The organism is Rhizobium sp. G187, assembly GCF_051549525.1.
Taxonomy (GTDB): domain Bacteria; phylum Pseudomonadota; class Alphaproteobacteria; order Rhizobiales; family Rhizobiaceae; genus Allorhizobium.
In genome coordinates, this window is record NZ_JBPUGM010000005.1 from 266,770 (window position 1) to 285,043 (window position 18,274).

Annotated in this window: 18 protein-coding genes; 7 read left to right on the forward strand and 11 right to left on the reverse strand. The window is 55.5% G+C overall.

The genetic code is table 11. The features are described 5' to 3' along the window. Positions 1 to 164: 164 nt before the first annotated feature. From ACSV9I_RS16265 to ACSV9I_RS16285, 5 genes are all read left to right on the forward strand, one after another. Positions 165 to 908: an amino acid ABC transporter ATP-binding protein gene (locus ACSV9I_RS16265; RefSeq protein WP_438329908.1), complete on the forward strand. Its 744-nt coding sequence runs from the start codon at positions 165 to 167 to the stop codon at positions 906 to 908. Further along, on the forward strand, positions 908 to 1,750 hold the full coding sequence (locus ACSV9I_RS16270; protein WP_438329909.1) for an amino acid ABC transporter permease: 843 nt from the start codon (positions 908 to 910) through the stop codon (positions 1,748 to 1,750). The genes ACSV9I_RS16265 and ACSV9I_RS16270 overlap by 1 nt, the downstream gene beginning before the upstream one ends. A gap of 69 nt (positions 1,751 to 1,819) precedes the next feature. After that, positions 1,820 to 2,659, forward strand: a complete 840-nt coding sequence (locus tag ACSV9I_RS16275) for a transporter substrate-binding domain-containing protein (protein WP_438329910.1) — start codon at positions 1,820 to 1,822, stop codon at positions 2,657 to 2,659. Between the two features lie 49 nt (positions 2,660 to 2,708). Then, the gene (locus ACSV9I_RS16280; protein ID WP_438329911.1) at positions 2,709 to 3,572 is read left to right on the forward strand and encodes an amino acid ABC transporter permease; all 864 of its coding nucleotides are present in this window, start codon (positions 2,709 to 2,711) and stop codon (positions 3,570 to 3,572) included. Positions 3,573 to 3,592: 20 nt separating this feature from the next. Next, complete coding sequence (locus tag ACSV9I_RS16285) at positions 3,593 to 4,792, forward strand: cytochrome P450 (RefSeq protein ID WP_438329912.1); 1,200 nt, start codon at positions 3,593 to 3,595, stop codon at positions 4,790 to 4,792. Between the two features lies 1 nt (position 4,793). Here ACSV9I_RS16285 and ACSV9I_RS16290 read toward each other — a convergent pair whose 3' ends face one another. After that, complete coding sequence (locus ACSV9I_RS16290) at positions 4,794 to 5,738, reverse strand: LysR substrate-binding domain-containing protein (RefSeq protein ID WP_438329913.1); 945 nt, start codon at positions 5,736 to 5,738, stop codon at positions 4,794 to 4,796. Positions 5,739 to 5,839: 101 nt separating this feature from the next. Between ACSV9I_RS16290 and ACSV9I_RS16295 the strand changes: the two genes are divergently transcribed. Together ACSV9I_RS16295 and ACSV9I_RS16300 are read left to right on the forward strand one after the other, a co-directional pair. After that, on the forward strand, positions 5,840 to 6,937 hold the full coding sequence (locus ACSV9I_RS16295) for a pyridoxal phosphate-dependent aminotransferase (RefSeq protein ID WP_438329914.1): 1,098 nt from the start codon (positions 5,840 to 5,842) through the stop codon (positions 6,935 to 6,937). A gap of 133 nt (positions 6,938 to 7,070) precedes the next feature. After that, on the forward strand, positions 7,071 to 7,628 hold the full coding sequence (locus ACSV9I_RS16300) for an NADPH-dependent FMN reductase (RefSeq protein ID WP_438329915.1): 558 nt from the start codon (positions 7,071 to 7,073) through the stop codon (positions 7,626 to 7,628). Positions 7,629 to 7,864: 236 nt separating this feature from the next. On the opposite strand, the gene ACSV9I_RS16305 is transcribed toward ACSV9I_RS16300, so the two are convergent. The 10 genes from ACSV9I_RS16305 to dctP all read right to left on the reverse strand — a co-directional run bounded on the left by ACSV9I_RS16305 (position 7,865) and on the right by dctP (position 18,198). Further along, a complete protein-coding gene (locus tag ACSV9I_RS16305) occupies positions 7,865 to 8,632 on the reverse strand; it encodes an SDR family oxidoreductase (protein WP_438330020.1) in 768 nt (255 codons plus the stop codon). Between the two features lie 288 nt (positions 8,633 to 8,920). Beyond that, entirely contained in the window at positions 8,921 to 9,880 is a 960-nt protein-coding gene (locus tag ACSV9I_RS16310; protein WP_438329916.1) for a DUF808 domain-containing protein, read from the reverse strand. Positions 9,881 to 9,962: 82 nt separating this feature from the next. Continuing rightward, a complete protein-coding gene (locus ACSV9I_RS16315) occupies positions 9,963 to 11,120 on the reverse strand; it encodes a glutathionylspermidine synthase family protein (RefSeq protein ID WP_438329917.1) in 1,158 nt (385 codons plus the stop codon). Position 11,121: 1 nt separating this feature from the next. Beyond that, positions 11,122 to 11,703: a DUF1190 domain-containing protein gene (locus ACSV9I_RS16320; protein ID WP_438329918.1), complete on the reverse strand. Its 582-nt coding sequence runs from the start codon at positions 11,701 to 11,703 to the stop codon at positions 11,122 to 11,124. 10 nt (positions 11,704 to 11,713) lie between these two features. Next, complete coding sequence (locus ACSV9I_RS16325) at positions 11,714 to 12,115, reverse strand: DUF350 domain-containing protein (RefSeq protein WP_438329919.1); 402 nt, start codon at positions 12,113 to 12,115, stop codon at positions 11,714 to 11,716. A gap of 822 nt (positions 12,116 to 12,937) precedes the next feature. Continuing rightward, a complete protein-coding gene (locus ACSV9I_RS16330; RefSeq protein ID WP_438329920.1) occupies positions 12,938 to 14,824 on the reverse strand; it encodes a bifunctional sugar phosphate isomerase/epimerase/4-hydroxyphenylpyruvate dioxygenase family protein in 1,887 nt (628 codons plus the stop codon). Positions 14,825 to 14,861: 37 nt separating this feature from the next. Continuing rightward, on the reverse strand, positions 14,862 to 15,311 hold the full coding sequence (locus tag ACSV9I_RS16335) for a type II 3-dehydroquinate dehydratase (RefSeq protein ID WP_438329921.1): 450 nt from the start codon (positions 15,309 to 15,311) through the stop codon (positions 14,862 to 14,864). Positions 15,312 to 15,320: 9 nt separating this feature from the next. After that, the gene (locus ACSV9I_RS16340) at positions 15,321 to 16,622 is read right to left on the reverse strand and encodes a TRAP transporter large permease (RefSeq protein WP_438329922.1); all 1,302 of its coding nucleotides are present in this window, start codon (positions 16,620 to 16,622) and stop codon (positions 15,321 to 15,323) included. Next, positions 16,619 to 17,137, reverse strand: a complete 519-nt coding sequence (locus ACSV9I_RS16345; protein WP_438329923.1) for a TRAP transporter small permease — start codon at positions 17,135 to 17,137, stop codon at positions 16,619 to 16,621. Before ACSV9I_RS16345 ends, ACSV9I_RS16340 begins: the two co-directional genes overlap by 4 nt. Before the next feature lie 68 nt (positions 17,138 to 17,205). Beyond that, positions 17,206 to 18,198: a TRAP transporter substrate-binding protein DctP gene (gene dctP, locus ACSV9I_RS16350; protein ID WP_438329924.1), complete on the reverse strand. Its 993-nt coding sequence runs from the start codon at positions 18,196 to 18,198 to the stop codon at positions 17,206 to 17,208. Positions 18,199 to 18,274 lie beyond the last annotated feature (76 nt).

Here is an 18,274-nt window from a genome sequence, read left to right on the forward strand (position 1 = left end):
ACCCAGCTTCAAGTGCAAAAATGGTCGTCATAGATCGGCATCGAGCATGGTGCCCGTCTTTTAGGCAAGCACAATTTTGCACCGATTGACGCTTGCCAAGCGATATTAGCAGTGACATTATTTGATCTCATGGCGTGGATGCCATAATCAGGAGAGGCCACCTCATGGTCGCAACCCCCGTCATAATTGCTCGCGAAGTAAACAAGTACTACGGGGATTTCCATGCCCTCAGGAATGTTTCACTCCAAGTCAGCCCCGGTGAACGCCTGGTAGTATGCGGACCATCAGGATCCGGGAAATCAACGCTGATCCGATGCTTCAATGCCTTGGAATTTCATCAGTCAGGCGACCTTACTGTAAACGGGATTGCTGTTTATGAGGGCGCCAAGGAAGTCAACAGGCTTCGCCAAGAGGTCGGGATGGTTTTTCAACAGTTCAACTTGTTTCCTCACCTTACGGTTCTAGAAAATCTCACGATAGGACCGATCAAGGTTCGCGGGATGTCTCGCGCCGAGGCGGAGGAGATCGCCCACTCATACCTTCAGCGCGTGCGGATGCCAGATCAGGCGCATAAAATGCCCCGGCAGCTCTCAGGTGGGCAACAGCAACGGGTAGCGATCGCACGGTCGCTTTGCATGAAGAGCCAGATCATTTTATTTGACGAACCAACATCCGCACTTGACCCTGAGATGATCAACGAGGTTCTCGACGTCATGGTAGAGCTTGCCGAGACAGGCATGACCATGGTCTGCGTAACCCATGAAATGGGATTTGCCAGAAGAGTCGCGGATCGGGTCGCATTCATGGATGCGGGCGAAATCATCGAGATGGCGCCGCCGGAGGAGTTCTTCGCAAATCCGAAGAGCGAACGCTGCCGCGATTTCCTGACAAAGATCCTTCATCACTAATGACGAAGGAAAGCAGCCGGACCCTGACGCCCGCAAAGTTCAGCAAATTTTTCTTCATGCGGCTGCTGTCCAAAACAAAATGGCTGCAGGTCGGGGTATATTTGGCGATCTTAGCGATCTGCTGCTACGCGGCTTATGTGGGCTCCACCAGAATGGGGTACAATTGGCAGTGGTACAATGTTCCAAAATATTTCTTCGTGGTCACCGCGGACGGAATTAAGGTGGGTAGCCTCATTTGGGGAATTGGAGCTACCGCCGTCATCTGTTTCTACGCGTTCCTGTTGGCTCTAGCCACTGGAACAATGATCGCGATGTTGAGACTGTCAGACTTGATCGTCGGACGGGCCATTGCTCTCTGTACACTGGAATTCATACGTAACATTCCGCTTCTCGTATTGCTTTATCTTTTCTATTTCGTACTCGGACCCGTCTTCGGCTGGGAGCGTTTTTCCGCTGCAGTATTGTGTCTCGGCATCTTTCACGGAGCGCTTGTTTCGGAAATCATCAGAGCTGGGATCAACTCCGTTCCTTTGGGACAATGGGAAGCGGCGAAATCGATCGGCATGAGCCAACTCCAAGCCTATCGCTACATAATCGTCCCCCAGGCATTCAGGTTTATGCTCCCACCGCTTACCGGTGAGGCGATTCAACTGGTCAAATCTTCGGCAATCGCCAGTGTCATCGGAGTAGCGGAGCTGACCACACTTGGCCGGAACATCATTTCAGAAACCTATATGAGTTTCGAGATTTGGCTCGCGGTAGCAGCAATCTACTTCTCAATCACGTTCACCCTGTCGATGTCGGTAAACAGTCTCGAGCGCAGGTTAAAACGCAACAGTTGACGGCACGAGCCGCCACGGCAGGAACGCCGTCAGCGCCGTGTCAGATTATTTTTTAGAAAAGAGGGAAACATGCGAAACGTCATAGGAAACTTTATCAGTCTCATCGCGGCGGGTGCCATTAGCGTTTTCGCGTCGGGCGCTGCAATCGCGCAGACGGCAACCCAGTCGCTTTCGAAAGAGAGCGTGATCGAAACCATCAAGCAAGAAGGGGTGATGAAGGTCGGAATTTCGATGTTCAAGCCTTGGACCATGCTTGATAAAAACGGAGAGCTTATCGGCTTCGAAATTGACGTTGCACGGAAACTGGCAAAAGACATGAGCGTTGAGGTCGAATTTGTGCCGACCGCTTGGGACGGGATCATTCCTGGTCTAATTGCCGGGAATTTTGACTTTATCATTTCCGGAATGACGGTCACGCCCCAACGTAACCTCACCATCAATTTCAGTGATCCTTATTCCTTCTCCGGCCTGACACTTTTTGCAAATATTCAAAGGACGAAGGGCTTCACAGAAGAAGATTTTAACAAGCCAACAGTCACCTTTGCGACCGTCCGCGGGAGCGTTGCTGAAACGGCCGTCAAAGAGCTCTTCCCAAATGCGAAGCAAGTTTTGTTTGACGATTCGAGCGTACCTCCGCAGGAGCTGCTCAATGGCAATGCCGATGCGGTAATCGCATCTGAGCCGTTGCCATCCAGTGAAGTGCGCCGGTATCCGGAAACACTTTATCTGCCGTTCCCCGACAAGCTCTTCATGCCTATGGGGGCGGGCATTGCTCTGCGAAAAGGGGATCCGGATGCCCTGAATTTTCTGAACAACTGGGTCGCAGTAAACACGACGAGCGGCTGGCTCAAGCAGCGGAACGATTATTGGTTCAAGTCTGAAGACTGGGCAGATCAAGTCCAGGAATAAGACCACTACGGGAGGCCTAGGCCTCCCGATTGCACCTCAGAGTATGCTGATGACCCGACTCAAAACCCTTAAATGGGGAGACTGGCTGTTACTGGCCCTAGTTCTTGTTCTGATCAGCTATATCTGGCTCCAGATTAGCGACGTCTTGAACTACCGCTGGCGCTGGAGCCTCGTTCCTCACTACATTGTTGGTTGGCACGACGGCAGGAAGGAATGGTTTCTAAACTTGCTGCTTCAGGGGCTCGCGATGACGATCCGGATCGTCATTTTCGCGACACTTCTGGCCTTTGTTTTCGGACTTGTCCTAGGCCTTGCCAGAACCTCCCGAAATCTCGTCATTAGCCTTCTCGCGAGGACCTATCTGGAACTATTGCGCAATATTCCTCCAGTCGTGATCGTTTTCATTTTCTATTTCTTCCTGTCAGCTCCATTGATTGAATTTCTCGGACTCGAGCGTTGGGGACGCTTGATTGCGCGCTCGGGTGACTATCAGATTTTGACGCTACTGCTCGGGGATATGCGGCTCTTCCCGCAACTGGTTTCCGGGGTTCTCGTTTTGGCCCTGTTTGAGAGCGCCTTCATTGGCGAAATCATTCGCTCTGGCATTGAGTCAATTGAGGTCGGCCAACGCGAAGCAGCCCGTTCCATCGGCATGTCCCGCATTCAGGAAATGCGCTATATCGTCTTGCCTCAAGCCCTTCGCAAAGTCGTGCCGCCACTGGCCAACCAGTTTATATCCTTAATCAAGGATAGCTCGATCGTCTCGCTGATCTCCATCCAGGAGCTGACTTTCAAGACGCTTGAGCTTGTCGCTTCCTCACGACTTGTCTTTGAAGGCTGGATCACCTGTGCCGCCTTCTATTTCGTCATCTGTTTTCTTCTTTCACGCGCGTTTGCCCGTTGGGAGACGTGAACCCATATCCGGAGCATGGCATGGCAGCCCCACTCAGCACCCTCCCCTTCATTGATTATGACGACACAGAATACGCGCAGCATCCATTTGAATGGCTTTCGGAAAAGGCAAACCAAAGTAAAATGGCCCGCAGCTTCCGGGGCGTGGACCTCCTAGACTACAATCTTTGCCGGCAGCTTTTCATGAACCGGGATCTAGGAAACGGGCATCTCGATCTTGTCGAGCTCATTGGCATTCCGGAGCACAGCCAAGCCATGCGTTTCAAAAGGAGCGCTCTCGACGGATTAAACCGGGGCGAAACACGGACACGGCTTCGCCAGACAATGCTTCAGCTGATGGGTCCATCACAGGCTGACGTGCTCCGGGCCTCCATTTCTCGTGTTGTCAGGGATCTGATAAAAGATCTCCCAACAGATGGGGTGGTCGATCTCAGGGCAGACTTTGCGGATCTACTCCCAGGCCGCGTTTTCTGCAGCTGGCTCGATGTCCCCATGACCGACGACCGGCTGATCATGGAGATGTCAGAGTCAACGCTGAGCCTCTTCAGTCGAGATCCGGAAACCTCGAGAAAGGTGGTGGACGGGTTTGATACGATATTTGCTTATGTGCGCGAAAAAATCGCGATGCGTCGAACCTTTCTAGGCGAGGATCTTCTCTCCGGGTTTATTCGTGCACAGCTGAACGGTGCAATAAGCGAGGACGAACTGGAAATCATCCTCGTGATGCTGATTGAGGGAAGCAGTGACAATACGGCCCACCAGGTCGCGATCGCCGTAGACCGTTTGACGACAATACCCGGGCTTTGGAAACGCCTTGGGGACCAGCCCGAGCTCGTCCCCGCGGCCGTCCGGGAAACCATGCGTCTTTGGCCTCGTTCCATATCGACCACGCGCAAGGCACTTATCGATACGGAGATCGATGGTTTTGCAATTCCACAGGGCACCAATGTTTTCGCATGCTTTGGTGCCGCGCAGCGACAGGCCGACATCTTCGACGATCCGCATTCTTTCAGGCTCGACAGGAATGGACCGCAGCAGCACATGAATTTTGGTGGCGGCGTGTTTTCCTGTATCGGACAGTTCGTTGCCGTCATTGAGACCGAAGAGGCCGTCGCGCAATTGGCGCAGCGCTTTCCGCAGCTCCGCGTCACACGGCAAAAACGCGAATTTACGGCAATGTTCCACTCTGTTCCGGAGCTGGCAGTTCAGCTTAATGGTTAGGTCACTCCCCGATGCACGGACCTATTTGCGTCAGATGGAGTTGAGCGGCGGCTTCTTCGAGCAGCCAGTCTCTCATCGCCCTTACGCGAGCCGAGCGCATGGAGGCACCACGTCGACTTACGATCCAGTACGAATGCTGGGAAGGAACCAGCTGTGGAAAGGGTCTGACCAACTGTCCTTGGATAAGCGCATCTATGACAAGAGGCTCCCGACCCAGTGCCACGCCAAGCCCCTGAATTGCAGCCTGCACCACCATATTGGACAATCCGAAACGTCGGGTACGGAGAGGCGGCGGCAGCACTTCGCCCAACTCACCCGCCCAAAACTCCCATGTTGGCGCAACAGAATTCCGCTCCTTCGAGAGACTATCAAGCAAAAGCGTATGGTTCCCGAGATCGGCAACATCCCGGATCGGTTTTTGCAACAACAAATCCGGAGAACAGACTGGAAATACGCACTCATTAAGAAGCAACTCCGTCTCGTACCCGGGGACACCGGCACTGCCGTATCGAATGGCAATATCCGCATCACTGCCGAGCAAGTCCTCCGGGGTAGAGGAAGTCAGGACAGACACTTGATAGTCAGGAAACTTCTGGTCAAAATTGATCAATCGCGGAATGAGCCACAGATAGGCAAATCCCGGCGGACAGGAGAGGCCGATGGTAAGATTAGGGCCTTCAGCCTGGCGTATATCGTCACATATGCCGGCTATGCCATTGAAGGAATCGGCAACAGCCTGGGCGAGCCGGGCGCCATCCGGCAGTGGTCGCACACCGGACGGCCCTCTGTCGAGCAAACGCCGCCCAAGCCATTCTTCAAGTACCTTGACCTGCTGGCTGACAGCTCCTTGCGTCACGCCCAATTCTTCTGCCGCACGCACAAAGCCTTTCAAGCGAACCACCGCCTCGAATGTACGAAGAGCAGCAAAAGGAAGAGCGTCTATCATATTGATTTTTCTAATTTTAATGCTAATGGGATGCAAGTAGAGGTATCACCTCACAACACATCCTGCACCGTCACGTGCCCGGAAGCAACGTGAGGACCCCAATGCCGATAGACAAAACCTCACTTCATGTTCGAGAAGAAATTGCCGCCATCGAGCGTCTTCCCCTACACGCCTATGAAACGCGCGATGCCGGCATAAGACTTGATGCCAATGAAAATCGATTTGGGGCATCTCCGTGTGTTAAGGCAGCGATAGTGGCAGATATTCTAGCGCACGATTTGGGGACTTATCCGCCCATCGAAGCTACCCCCTTAAACGCAAGGCTCGCAGACCTGCATGGACTAGATTCCGAATGGGTTGCTTCCGGCGCGGGTGGCGAGACATTGCTCCCATTGGCGCTGTCGCCTTTTGTCCGAGCGGGTGAGGAGGTCGCTTACTTCGGCGACGGATTCATGAAATTCAGAAGCTACATTCAAATGGCCGGAGCACGACCAGTTCCGGTAAGTCGCGACGGCGACGCCGTCTCGAACATGCTGGGAGCAATCACGGATAAAACAAGAGTCGTCATGTTCGACAATCCGGGAAACCCGACTGGTCAACTCTTATTGCTGCAGGAAATACACCGGCTTCATCGGGCTTTGCCAAAAAATATCATGTTGTTAATGGACGAGGCCTACATCGAATTTGCATGTCCATCTGAAATCGGAATCGCCCTAGTCAAGGAAGCAACCAATGTTATGGTCCTGCGAACGCTGTCGAAGGCCTATGGCCTCGCCGGTCTGCGTGTCGGCTGGGCTGCAGGACATCCTGCGCTGATTGGCCCCCTGAAGCGTGTCCTTCCTACTTTTCCGATTACACGTCCGTCACTTGTGGGTGCGATTGCGGCCCTGGCAGATCATCATCATCTTGCGATGGTTGTTGGCAAAGTTCGCGCGATTAGAGATGCCACAGCAATCGCCTTAAGAGCCAGCGGCTGGGACATCCCTACTTCACACGGCAATTTCCTACTTTTGACGTCAGACGCCACCGAACGTGTGTTGGGAGCCCACGCCGCCCTCGCACGTCGAGGAATTCACGTAAGATATATGTCGGAATTCAAGGGAAAACCCGCCTTTAGATTAACCATCGGAACAGAGGATGAGATGAGCGAGGTAATCGCCGCACTGAGGGGAGATGATATTTCGCCGCTGAAATTGTAGCCCTGTAGTCTACCAAATATCGCCTTCGCCGCCTTTATCGGCAGATCAACTCCGATTACCTTTAGCGAAAGCAGGTGCCCAGTCTTCGGGTTTTCACCAGCACGCTCACACATGAATTCGGAGTTTTGGAAATATGCCTATAAAGAAATCCATCGTCGTGTTTTGTGGCAGTTTGCGGGAGCACTCTTTCAATGGCGCAATCGCTCGTTCATTGGCCGAGCTCGCACCAGAAGACATGACGTTCACTGTTCTTGATGGGCTCGAGAGCATCCCACACTATGATGCTGACATTCAGGCGAGTGGCTTTCCGGCCAAAGTGCTTGAAATTGCTGATGCCATTAAGAACGCACAGGGCGTAGCCTTCGTCACTCCGGAATACAATTATTCAATTCCCGGCGTCCTCAAGAACGCGATTGACTGGCTTTCACGCGTGTCCCCAGCGCCATTTGCAGAGAAACCAGTGGTGATCCAAACTGCGTCCGCAGGCATCTTGGGCGGCGTACGCGCGCAATATCATCTTCGTCAAATTCTTGTATTTCTAGATGCATATCCGATGAACAAGCCCGAAGTCATGGTCGGATCAGTACAATCCAAAATCTCGGCAGACGGAAAGCTGACTGACGAGGCAACGCGAGACTTTATCAGCAATCAGCTCGCTGCATTCAGCAAATTCATCGACAAGATGTCTTGAAAATCCACTCTACGCCTCCTTGCTTTATTGGGGCTACCTTCAAACCGGCTCGGCGGACTTCATTATTGGGAGCCGCCTTGTCGCCCGTGTTTGTTGCCTTCACAAAAACGAAGGCTAGCTGATCGGGGGCACCTTTACAGTATACAGCGCTTCTTTGGCTCACGTAGACGCGATATCGCTTTTGCCAACAGCTATGATGATCGAACCAGACCCGTAAAGCATCGAAGGCGGCCACCTCAAAGACTAATCGAGATCCCGCCATCGACATGAAGCGTGTGCCCGTTCACGAAGGAGGAAGCGTTCGACGCCAGGAAGACGGCGGCCCCGATCAGTTCCTCGACATCCCCCCAGCGGCCAGCCGGCGTGCGTTTTTCCAGCCAGGCGGAGAATTCCGGATTATCAACCAGCGCCTGATTGAGCGGTGTACGGAAGTAACCCGGTGCTATCGCATTGACCTGAAGCCCGTACTTCGCCCAATCGGTAGACATGCCGCGCGTTAAATTCTTCACCGCACCTTTCGTTGCCGTGTAGGGCGCGATGCCGGGGCGTGCGAGTTCACTTTGTACCGAAGCTATGTTGATGATTTTGCCACGACCGCGTTCGATCATATATCGGGCCACCGCCTGACCGACATAGAAGACACTCGAGATGTTCGTCTTCAATAACTGCTCCCAACGGTCGACAGGGAAATCCTCGAGCGGCGCGCGGAACTGCATGCCGGCGTTGTTGATGAGAATATCTATCGGACCGAGATCCTTTTCGATCGCGGCGATACCAGACGTCACGGCATCGCTGTCCGTTACGTCGAAATTGCATGCCGAGGCAACAGCACCCTGCGCTCGCACTGTCTCCACCGCTGCTTGCAACTTTCCAAGGTCACGCCCATTGAGAACGACTTCAGCGCCATGCGACGCAAGACCTTCTGCCATAGCAAAGCCGATGCCCTGCGACGATCCCGTGATAAGCGCACGACGGCCAGAAAGATCAAACAATGGCGATGCCATTCGGGTTTTCATCGCTTTTAATCTCCCTGCTTTGTGAACCAGACTTGCACGCGAAGGACTTATGCGCATCCAGCAACGCATCTCGTGCATAGCTGCATTGCACAATAAATGTTTTCCGTTTGGTCAAAAATCAGGCATAACGCCTCCAGTTGATGCACACGGCGGCTTTCCTCCCAGTTCCGCCGCACCAACTGTTCCCCTCTGGAGGTTTTTGACCTTCACACTTCATGGGCCGCGGTCTTCCGCTGGCCCATTTTTTTTGCCTCACACGGAAGAGCAAGCCAGGGCTCAATGCCCCGGCTTAAAACGGCGGATAATCGGCGCTGCAAATTGCAGCAGCACGATCACGAACCCACCAATGACAATCCCGAGCAAGGCCTGAGCGGCAGATGTCGCGAACCAATGCAGGACTTCGGGAAGATACCCGAGTAGCGAACTGACAGTGGTCGCAAAATCTTCAATCAGGTGCTCGGGGCCGTGGAAGCCGAGTTCGGCCAAGCCATGGACGAGAATGCTTCCCCCAACCCACAACATCGCTGCAGTGCCAACCATGGCGAGAACCTTGAGGAAGATCGGGACGCCGGCCACCAGTCCCCGCCCGACCAGGCGCAGTACACCAAGTGACGTCCGTGCAAGAGCGAGACCCACGTCATCCGCCTTCACGATCAGAGAAACGACGCCATAAACGGCAACAGTGATCAGGATGCCGACAGCCGCCAGCACAGCCGCCTGGGTATAGATGTTGGACTGGGAGACATTGGCCAACGTCAGCGCCATGATCTCAGCCGAAAGAATGAAGTCTGTGCGGATCGCGCCGGAGACCTTCTGGTTTTCGAGAGCCACGGGATCGACCGTACCGGAAACCGCCGCCTCATGCTCATGCGCGTCATGCGGCATCACGATTTCGTAGATCTTTTCCGCACCCTCATAGCAAAGATAGAGGCCGCCGAGCATCAGGAGCGGCGTAATCGACCACGGTGCGAAGTAGCCGAGGAAAAGCCCGGCGGGCAGCAGGAAGATCAACTTGTTTTTCAGAGAGCCGAGCGCAATCTTTCCGATGATCGGCAGCTCGCGTGCCGGAGAAAGCCCAACCACATAGCGTGGCGTTACAGCCGCATCATCGATCACCACGCCAGCCGCCTTGGTCCCCGCCTTCGCAGTCTGCGCGGCCACGTCGTCAAGGGAGGTCGCAGCAAGCTTGGCAATGGCGGCAACGTCGTCGAGAAGTGCAATTAGTCCGGTGGCCATGTGTTGTCCCAATCTGTTTGGTCGGCAAAGTAAGTGTGTTTGTAACGGTTTGTCCAACGGGGAATGCCATCGGCAGGCGTCTTCACCCTAGGATGACATGCGGAACGTAACGAGAAAGGTTGGCTGTGATCCGCGATCGATCCTCCCTTACGCCTAGCGCACAGGCCTTATCCCCAACGATCCAGCTGCCAAGCACGGCGTGACCGGCATCGCTCTCGAACAGCGGCGCATACGCCTGGATAACGTGACCCTCGGCACCGTAGTTCCCCGACGCCGAAGCCACTTCACGCCCGGCGCGAAAGAGGCGCACATTTTCCCCTTCGCGAGAGAGAAGTGGCTTGATGACATAGTCATTCAGCTCATGCGCTTGCGGATCATCAACAAAAAAGCTCGGCAGCAGGTTGGGATGGTTCGGATGGCGCTGCCACAGCATCGGCAACAAGCCCTTGTTGGACAAGACCGCCTTCCAGGCAGGTTCGACGAAGACCGCCCCCTGGCCGCCGAGATAAGGCGCATAGGTCTCGCGCAGCATGAATTCCCAAGGATAGAGCTTGAAGCAGCGCTCAATGACGCGGTTCTGGAGATCGACGAACCGCCCCTGCTGGTCGATACCAATTTCGCGAATGTCGAGAAACTGTGCGCGGTGGCCCGCCTGGATCGCGCAGTCCATGAGATAGACGCTGGTGCCTTGGTCCTCCGGACTGTCTGTTACCGCCGCAAAATGAAAAATCCTGTCACGCGAGAACTGGCCGAAAGCCTCGACCAGATGCTCCTGTAGAGAATTGTACTGGTCCGCATCCTCCGCGAGATGGCCGAGGGCGATCTGGTCGGTCAACCAGTTGAACTGAAAATAGGCCGTCTCAAACACTGAGGTTGGGGTGTCGGCATTGTATTCGAGCAGCTTTGCCGGCCCGGCTCCATCATAGGCGAGATCGAAGCGTCCGTAGAGGTGCCGGTCTCCCCGCTCCCAAGAACCGCGTACGACATCATGGTAAGGTGCGGGAATGGCGAGCCGATCGAGCGCTTCCTCGCTTCGGACAATATCCCCGACGAGGTCCATGCACATCTGATGCAATTCCTGACTCGGATCCTCGATCTGCCTTTCTATTTCTTCAAGTTCGAAACAATAAGCGGCATCATCAACCCAGTACGGTTCACCATACATGTCATGAAAATGAAATCCGACAGCGTCAGCTTTCTCGCGCCAGTCCAGACGCGGAGGGATGGAGATGCGCCGCATTCTATCCTCCGGAGAAAAGGCGACCACCAAAGCCGCCGCGGCCTGTTGCATGCGTTCGAGGGTTGAAGGATTGGACGCTCAAAGGACCGGGCACCGTTAGCGATCGTCCTCCGCCGCGCTTGTCGACAACAGGCGTGACCATCTCACCCCATCGATTGACATAGATCGCTGTCGCGCCGTGGGAGGAGCCCTCTTCCTCCTGACGGCTGCGGAACCTGCGGTAGTCTTCGATATCATCGATCCCCGAGGACAAGACGAACCCAGCCAACTTCGGAATGAACACACTTTTCCCGTCGGGATTGTTGGGAACCGTGCTTCCCGCATGCTCGGCGCATTTGCGAGGGCCATAGTCCATTTCACAGGCCGGCATGTTCCGGTAGCGCGGGCCTGCTGCAAGGTGGGCTTGCATGGCATCCGCAGCCGCAGCGCGGCACACTTCGGGGTCCATGTCAGAGGTCAGGCATTGGTCAGCCGAGGAAAAGACGACCGCCTCATCACCCGAGCAAGTCGACAGCACAAATGCCGTCGCGGCAATTGTACCCAAGGCAAGATACGGGTGATCCCCGATCAGACGTCTGCGCATGGGAAAACTCTCAATATGTCATACAGGCGGCATTGAGGATGCCGACCACCACAGCAATGCCGCCACCCCAGAGGCCGGCTGCAACGTTCCCATCGGTGATTTTTCTGTGCAGGTCTCGCATGGTGAAGTTGGCAATGTAGAATGCAAGAACCTGGATCGCGATACCGATCAAAGCCCAGATAACAAAGTCGATCAGGCTCACAGAATGCGCTGCCGCTGAAGCAAGCGGCAGACTGAAGCCAAGCAGCGCACCGAGAAACGCCACGATAGCGGCAAGATTGCCCTCACGGATCAACTGCGCTTCCCTCTGGGGCGTCAAACGCGTGTAGATCGCGGCAAAAGCTGCGTAGCAAAAGAGGCCGATGGAAAAGTAGCTAAGAAAGGCCGGTAGGCCCGCTATATAACTCGTCATCTTGAAAAACCTCGGCGATATGAGAACAGAAAAATCCGCACGGCATCGAAAACAGACTTATAATTCTGACCTCTAATCACACTGTGGCGCGTTGGCAATTGGCGTGGGGCAACCGTCAAGGCCGTGCGCTTGGACGATTCAGAAAGTCTCTCTGTTCTTGCTCGTTTCGCCAGCCCTATATTGCTCGGCACTGCCAAGAACCGAAATCGACCTTTCTTGCGCTGATCGTCACTGAAGCCGGCAGTGCGCAGCCAAGCGGTACCGGATCCTTGCGCAACCCGGCCATGGCAGCCTAAAATGACAGGCTGAGAACAGGTAGCCCGCCTGTCGTACATCGGCATCATCGAAGCTGAACGCGTTGAAATCGCAAGGCGTCCTGACGATCGTGCCGAGCCGCATATTATTGCGCTGCAAATTGAGCGACAGGATCAATTTGGGACGCTGCACGGACTGGGGGCATTCTAGGCTTCCTCGCCCTTGGAACTGAAGGCAGGGCGCTCATCTTCTGCATCCCGATGCAGAAGCGCGTCGACTGCGGGGACCTGCCTGCGGTATGAGCATCATCTGCAGACCGAGTACACAGGCGACTTTCAGCAGTGTGGTCGCGCGCACCGCTGCCACGCGCACGGCCTTCAATCGGCGCCCAACCGCAGCCAGAATTTCCGATTCCGACCCCATAAAGATGCCCCTAGGGAACATCAGGGCCATCTGTGACCCGTATACGCATCATTCAGATGATGCGGCCAAGGGCACTGATCCGACACGGTGTCTTGGTCTAGAAAAGATATGTTTCAAGATCTTTTCATGGAGCACTAAATCAGCCTATTTCGGCATCCCCTGGGGCCGCAGATAGCGCCGCAGGGCCGCAATGCGGAAAATTGCGTTGGGTGCGCCATAGCCGGAATAGCCCTTTCGCTGCACAATCTCGAAGAAGAAGCCTTCCCCATAGGTTGGCGAATAGAGCTGGAAATATTCACCGGTCTCATCCTTGTCGTAGAGGATGTTCAGAGACTTCATCCGTTCGATCAGACTGGGCTCAAGGCCAAATCGTGCTTCGATGTCTTCATAGTAATTCGGGGAGATTACCAGCGACCTGAAGCCCTTGGTTGCAAGGGCTTGTGCGGTTTTCAATATATCGCCCGTTTCAAAGGCGATGTGCTGGATACCCGAGCCAAAGGTCTCGGCGATGAAACGGCCGGCAAGTGTGTTGCGGTTCTCCGCACCATTCAACGTGATCCGCAGGCTGCCATCTGGTGTTTCCACCACCTGGCTTCGCACGACACCGGCCGGATCGATGATATCGACCATGGGTGTTTTGCGGGTGGCTAGCTGGGAGGTGTAGAAGAGAAGCCAGGTCAGCATTTCTTCGTAGCGTGTGGTCTGGGCCAGATGATCGATCCGGATCAGCCCAATATCAGAAACCGAATTTTCGTTCGCGATTGGTACAAATTCGGCATCCCAGATCTTCGCAAGTTCGCTCTTTGTGTCGAGGAAGTAGACTATGCCGCCGCCCACCCCACGAATGGCTGGCACCTGCATCTCTCCGGGACCTACAGCTTGGCAAAAATCCTCGGCTCCCAGTTGCAAAGCACGCTCATGAGCAGCCTTTGCGTCATCGACCGTCAAGCCGAAAGCATAGGCATTGGCACCGTGGACAAGATAGGAGGCATTGGCGAAACCCTTCTCCTCCCTGTTGACGATCAGCTGGATATCCCCTTGACGAAACAACGTAACAGCCTTTGACCGATGCTGACCGACTGGTCTGAAGCCGAGGATCGAAAATAGAGCTTCAAGGTCCTGTCCGTCATTTTCGCCGACGGCAAACTCGATAAAGGCGATCCCGGAGACTTCAGCCCGTGCTGGCATGACGGGAACCGGCATACGGATGTCGGGCTCCGCCCTCTTCACCTGATCCATCAGATAGACAAGGGAGCGCCGACCATCTTTGGAAATCGCCTCCGGGGACCCACCACGGAACTGGTCGTTAAAGATCTCAAGCGAGAGAAAGCCGTCATAGCCTGTCGCCGCCACCGCCTGCATGAAGGCAGCGACCGGCAGATCCCCCTCGCCCGGCATATTGCGGAAATGTCGCGACCAGTAGAGCAGATCCATCTCGATCAGCGGTGCATCGGCGAGCTGAACGATGAAGATGCGGTCCCCCGGAATGGAGCGGATCGAATTCACCTCTATCTTGCGCGCCAGCGTGTGGAAGCTATCGAGGATCAAGCCGATATTCTTGTGATCGGCTCGCCGCACGATCTCCCAGGCATCCCTGTGATCGTGGATATGACGCCCCCAAGCCAAAGCTTCATACCCGACGCGCAGACCACGCTTGGCCGCGCGTTCGCCGAGTTCAGCAAAATCGGCAGCAGCGCGGTCAATGCCGCCTAAAGAGACTGGGGAGGTGTTGGAGCAGATCAGCATCAGATCCGTTCCAAGCTCAGCCATCAGGTCAAACTTGCGCTCGGCCCGATCAAAATTCCGGCTTCGGAACGGCTCTGGCATGCCTTCAAAATCGCGGAAGGGCTGAAAGAGTGACACGGTCAGCCCATGATCGCGGACCATCTTGCCGACATCGGCCGGTGAGCGGTCGAAGGCCAAGAAATCATTCTCGAAAATCTCGATGGCATCGAAACCGGCCCGGGCAATCGCCGAGAGCTTCTCCTCGAATTCACCACTGATCGAAACGGTCGCAATCGAGGTTTTCATCGTCGATCTCCTTCGTAATCGCCAAAGCCGGATCGCTTCAGCGCCGGCCCTCCGCCACCAAAAGCGTCAAGGCTCTGACGGCATGCGGGTATCCCGTCGCCCCGAGACCCGCCATCACGGCGGTCGCCGTGGTCGAGACCAGTGACTTGTGATAGAGGGGCTCGCGTCTATGGACGTTGCTGATGTGGAATTCGATGATCGGCCCTGTGAACATCTTCAACGCATCGAGAAGGGCCAGAGATGTGAAGGTGAAGGCGGCAGGATTGATCAGGATCCCCGCGGCCTCGTCGATCGCCTCATGGACATCTTCGATCAATCGCTCTTCGCTGTTCGTCTGCCGGAAGACGACCGGCCAATCGCCTGCCGCCTCCCGGCACCAGCCTTCAACATCCGACAGCGTGTAGTACCCATAGATTTCAGGCTCGCGGCGACCCAGCCGATTGAGATTGGGCCCATTGAGGATATAGAGCGGCTTGTTCTCTGCCATATCCACACCTCAACCCTGATAGCCCATCAGACGGGGAAGCCAGAGCGCTGTCGCCGGAATAAAGGTGATGATGCCAAGGCACAGTACCATCCAGAAGATGAAGGGCGCCGCATCGCGGACGATATCGCGCAGCGGGGCGCCCGAAATCTTCGCAACGATGAACAGCAGCAATCCATAGGGCGGCGTGACCAGACCGAGCATGATGTTGACCACGACAACAACCCCGAAATGGACCAGATCAATGCCAAGCGCCTGGGCCGTCGGGATCAGCACCGGTACGACGATCAGGAGAATGGTCGTGCCCTCAAGGAAGCATCCGAGGAGGAGCAGGAGCACATTGACGAAGATCAGGAAGACCGTTGGCGACATTTCCCAGCTGGTCAGCAGGACCTTGATGCTTTCCGGGATATTCTCGATGGTGACAACATAGTTGAAGACGAGCGCGCCGGCGATCAGCATGCCGATCGATGCGGTGGTCTTTGAACTGACCAGGAGTGCCCGGTAGAGCGCGTCGACGCTGATGCTCCGGTAGATCACGGCAGAGATGAACAGCGCATAGGCCGCGGCCAGCGCGGCCGCTTCTGTCGGTGTCGTGATGCCGGAATATATGCATCCCAGCAGGAGGATCGGCATGAACAGTGCCGGCGCAGCCCGCCAGGTAATACCTGGGATCTCTTTCATGGGTACGGCCGCTTCGACCGGGAAGTTCTGCCGGCGGGCGGTAATCGCTACTTGCACCATCTGCACGGCAGCCATCATCAGGCCCGGCACCATGCCAGCGAGAAAGAGGTAGCCGATCGATGCATCAGAGACGAGCGAATAGATTACCATCGGAATCGACGGAGGAATAATAGGACCGATGACTGCGGTCACGGCCGTCAAAGCGGCGGCGAAGCTCGGCGTGTAGCGGCCACCCTGTGTCATCAGCTTCTGCATCATGCTGCCCGTTCCGGCGGCATCGGCAATGGCCGAGCCGGACATGCCAGCAAAGATGATGCTCTGCACCACGTTGACCTGGGCGAGCCCGCCACGAAAGCGGCCAACAAGGACGTTGCAGAAGGAAAGAAGACGTTCGGTCATCGAGCCAATGTTCATTAACTCGGCAGCCAGAATGAACAGAGGCACCGCCAGAATGACGTAGTTGGAATACATGCCGTTTAGGAACTGTTCGGCAACAATCCCCATATCGGCGCCGGACAGACCGAGATAGAGAATTGAACCGCAGATCATCGACAAGCCGATCGGCAGGCCGAGGAAGGCGAGGATCGTGATGACCACGATCGAGATGGAGAAGGGGCTTGCAAGGTTCATACGCCTGAACTCGCTTTCGTCGGGTCGAAGCCTTCAGGTGCCTTACCGCGAAATGCGAGCACACAGAGCCAGATATGCCGGATAATCATGGCAATCGCGAAGACGACATAGATGCAATAGAGGACGTCGAACCGGATCTTCAAATAGGCCGTGCTCTCGACCTTCATGAACGTCACATAGTCGATGACTGCGGGCAGCGACCAAAGAAACAGTGCAGCTAGCGAGAGCGAGCCGATGATCTGCATGACCCGCAGGCCGTTAGCGCTTGCGCTTCCCCAGAACAGATCAAAGCGGATCTCATCTACTTCACGGACGACAAAGGCGGAGCCGAACAGCACCATCCAGATCCAGAGCGCGACACTCACCTCGTGGGTCCAGCCGATGGACAGGTTGAAGACGTATCGTGACGCGATCTGCAACAGGAAGATCACGAACATGGCGAGAAGCATGGCCGCGAGCAGATTTTCCGCACGGTGCCTCAGCCACCCACCCCAATTGGCAAATCGAGTGTCCATTGACGACGACTTTCAGATTGTGATGCGAGCCGACTGATGCCGGCTCGCATGCAACAACGGGATGAGCCTCAGAGGGCGGCGACCTTGTCCAGGATCCCTTCTGGCCAGGACTTGGCAAGATCGGACGCCAGATACTTCTCCTGGGCAAATTTGCGGAAGGCTGCAACATCAGGCTCATAAATCTGCAAGCCAGCCGCCTTGAACTCCTCAAGCAGGGTCTTCTCGTGCGCCAGGTGCTGTTCTTCGCTCCACTGCATTGCCTTGTCGGCGGCTGCCTGAACCTTCGCCTGCTGTTCAGGAGAAAGCCCCTTCCACACCTCTGCAGAGATAGTAAGCAGATCGTAGCCGATCAGATGCGACGTCATGACAATCTGCGACATGACTTCATAAAACTTCATGTTCTTGACGTTGGGGAGCGGATTGTCCTGACCGTCGATCGCGCCGGTCTGCAAGCCGGTATAGACTTCAGCATAGGCCATGGGCACGGGGTTTGCCCCCAGAGCTTCGCCAAGGAACTGCCAAGCGTCGCCACCCGGCATGCGCAACTTGACGCCGGAAAGGTCGGCCGGAGTCGTGATCTTCTTGTCAGACTTCAGGCCCACCTGGCGAGCACCGAAATAGGTCGGCCCGAGAATGTGGACACCGGCCTTTTCCTCCGCCATTGCCTTGAACTCGGCGCCAATATCGCTGGCGAAGAAAGCGCGGACATGGGCTGCATCGCGGAACAGATAGGCCGAAGTCAGAACAGACCATTCCGGTATCTGTTTTGCAATATCCTGTGGCGCGATGTTGCCCATCTGCAAGTTGCCGCGCTGCAGCGCGACGAGTTCCGTACCCTGCTTGAACAAAGTGCCACCAAAGAACGCTTCCACCTTGAAGCCATCCTTGAGTTCTTCGGCGAACATCTTGACCATGCCCGCACGGATGTCCTGCTCGGAGAACACTGCGGACAGTTTCAGGGTTACCGCCTCCTGAGCAGTAGCGGCCATGGACGTCCCTGCCAGTGCGCCGATGGCGACCGAGCCTGCGAGAAACTTGCGGCGTGAAATTGCAAAATTCATGTCATCCTCCTCTTGTCCCTGCCCCTCCTCGGGCTCGGAACCTGCTTCTCCCTGATCGGCCGGATGGCCGATCGAC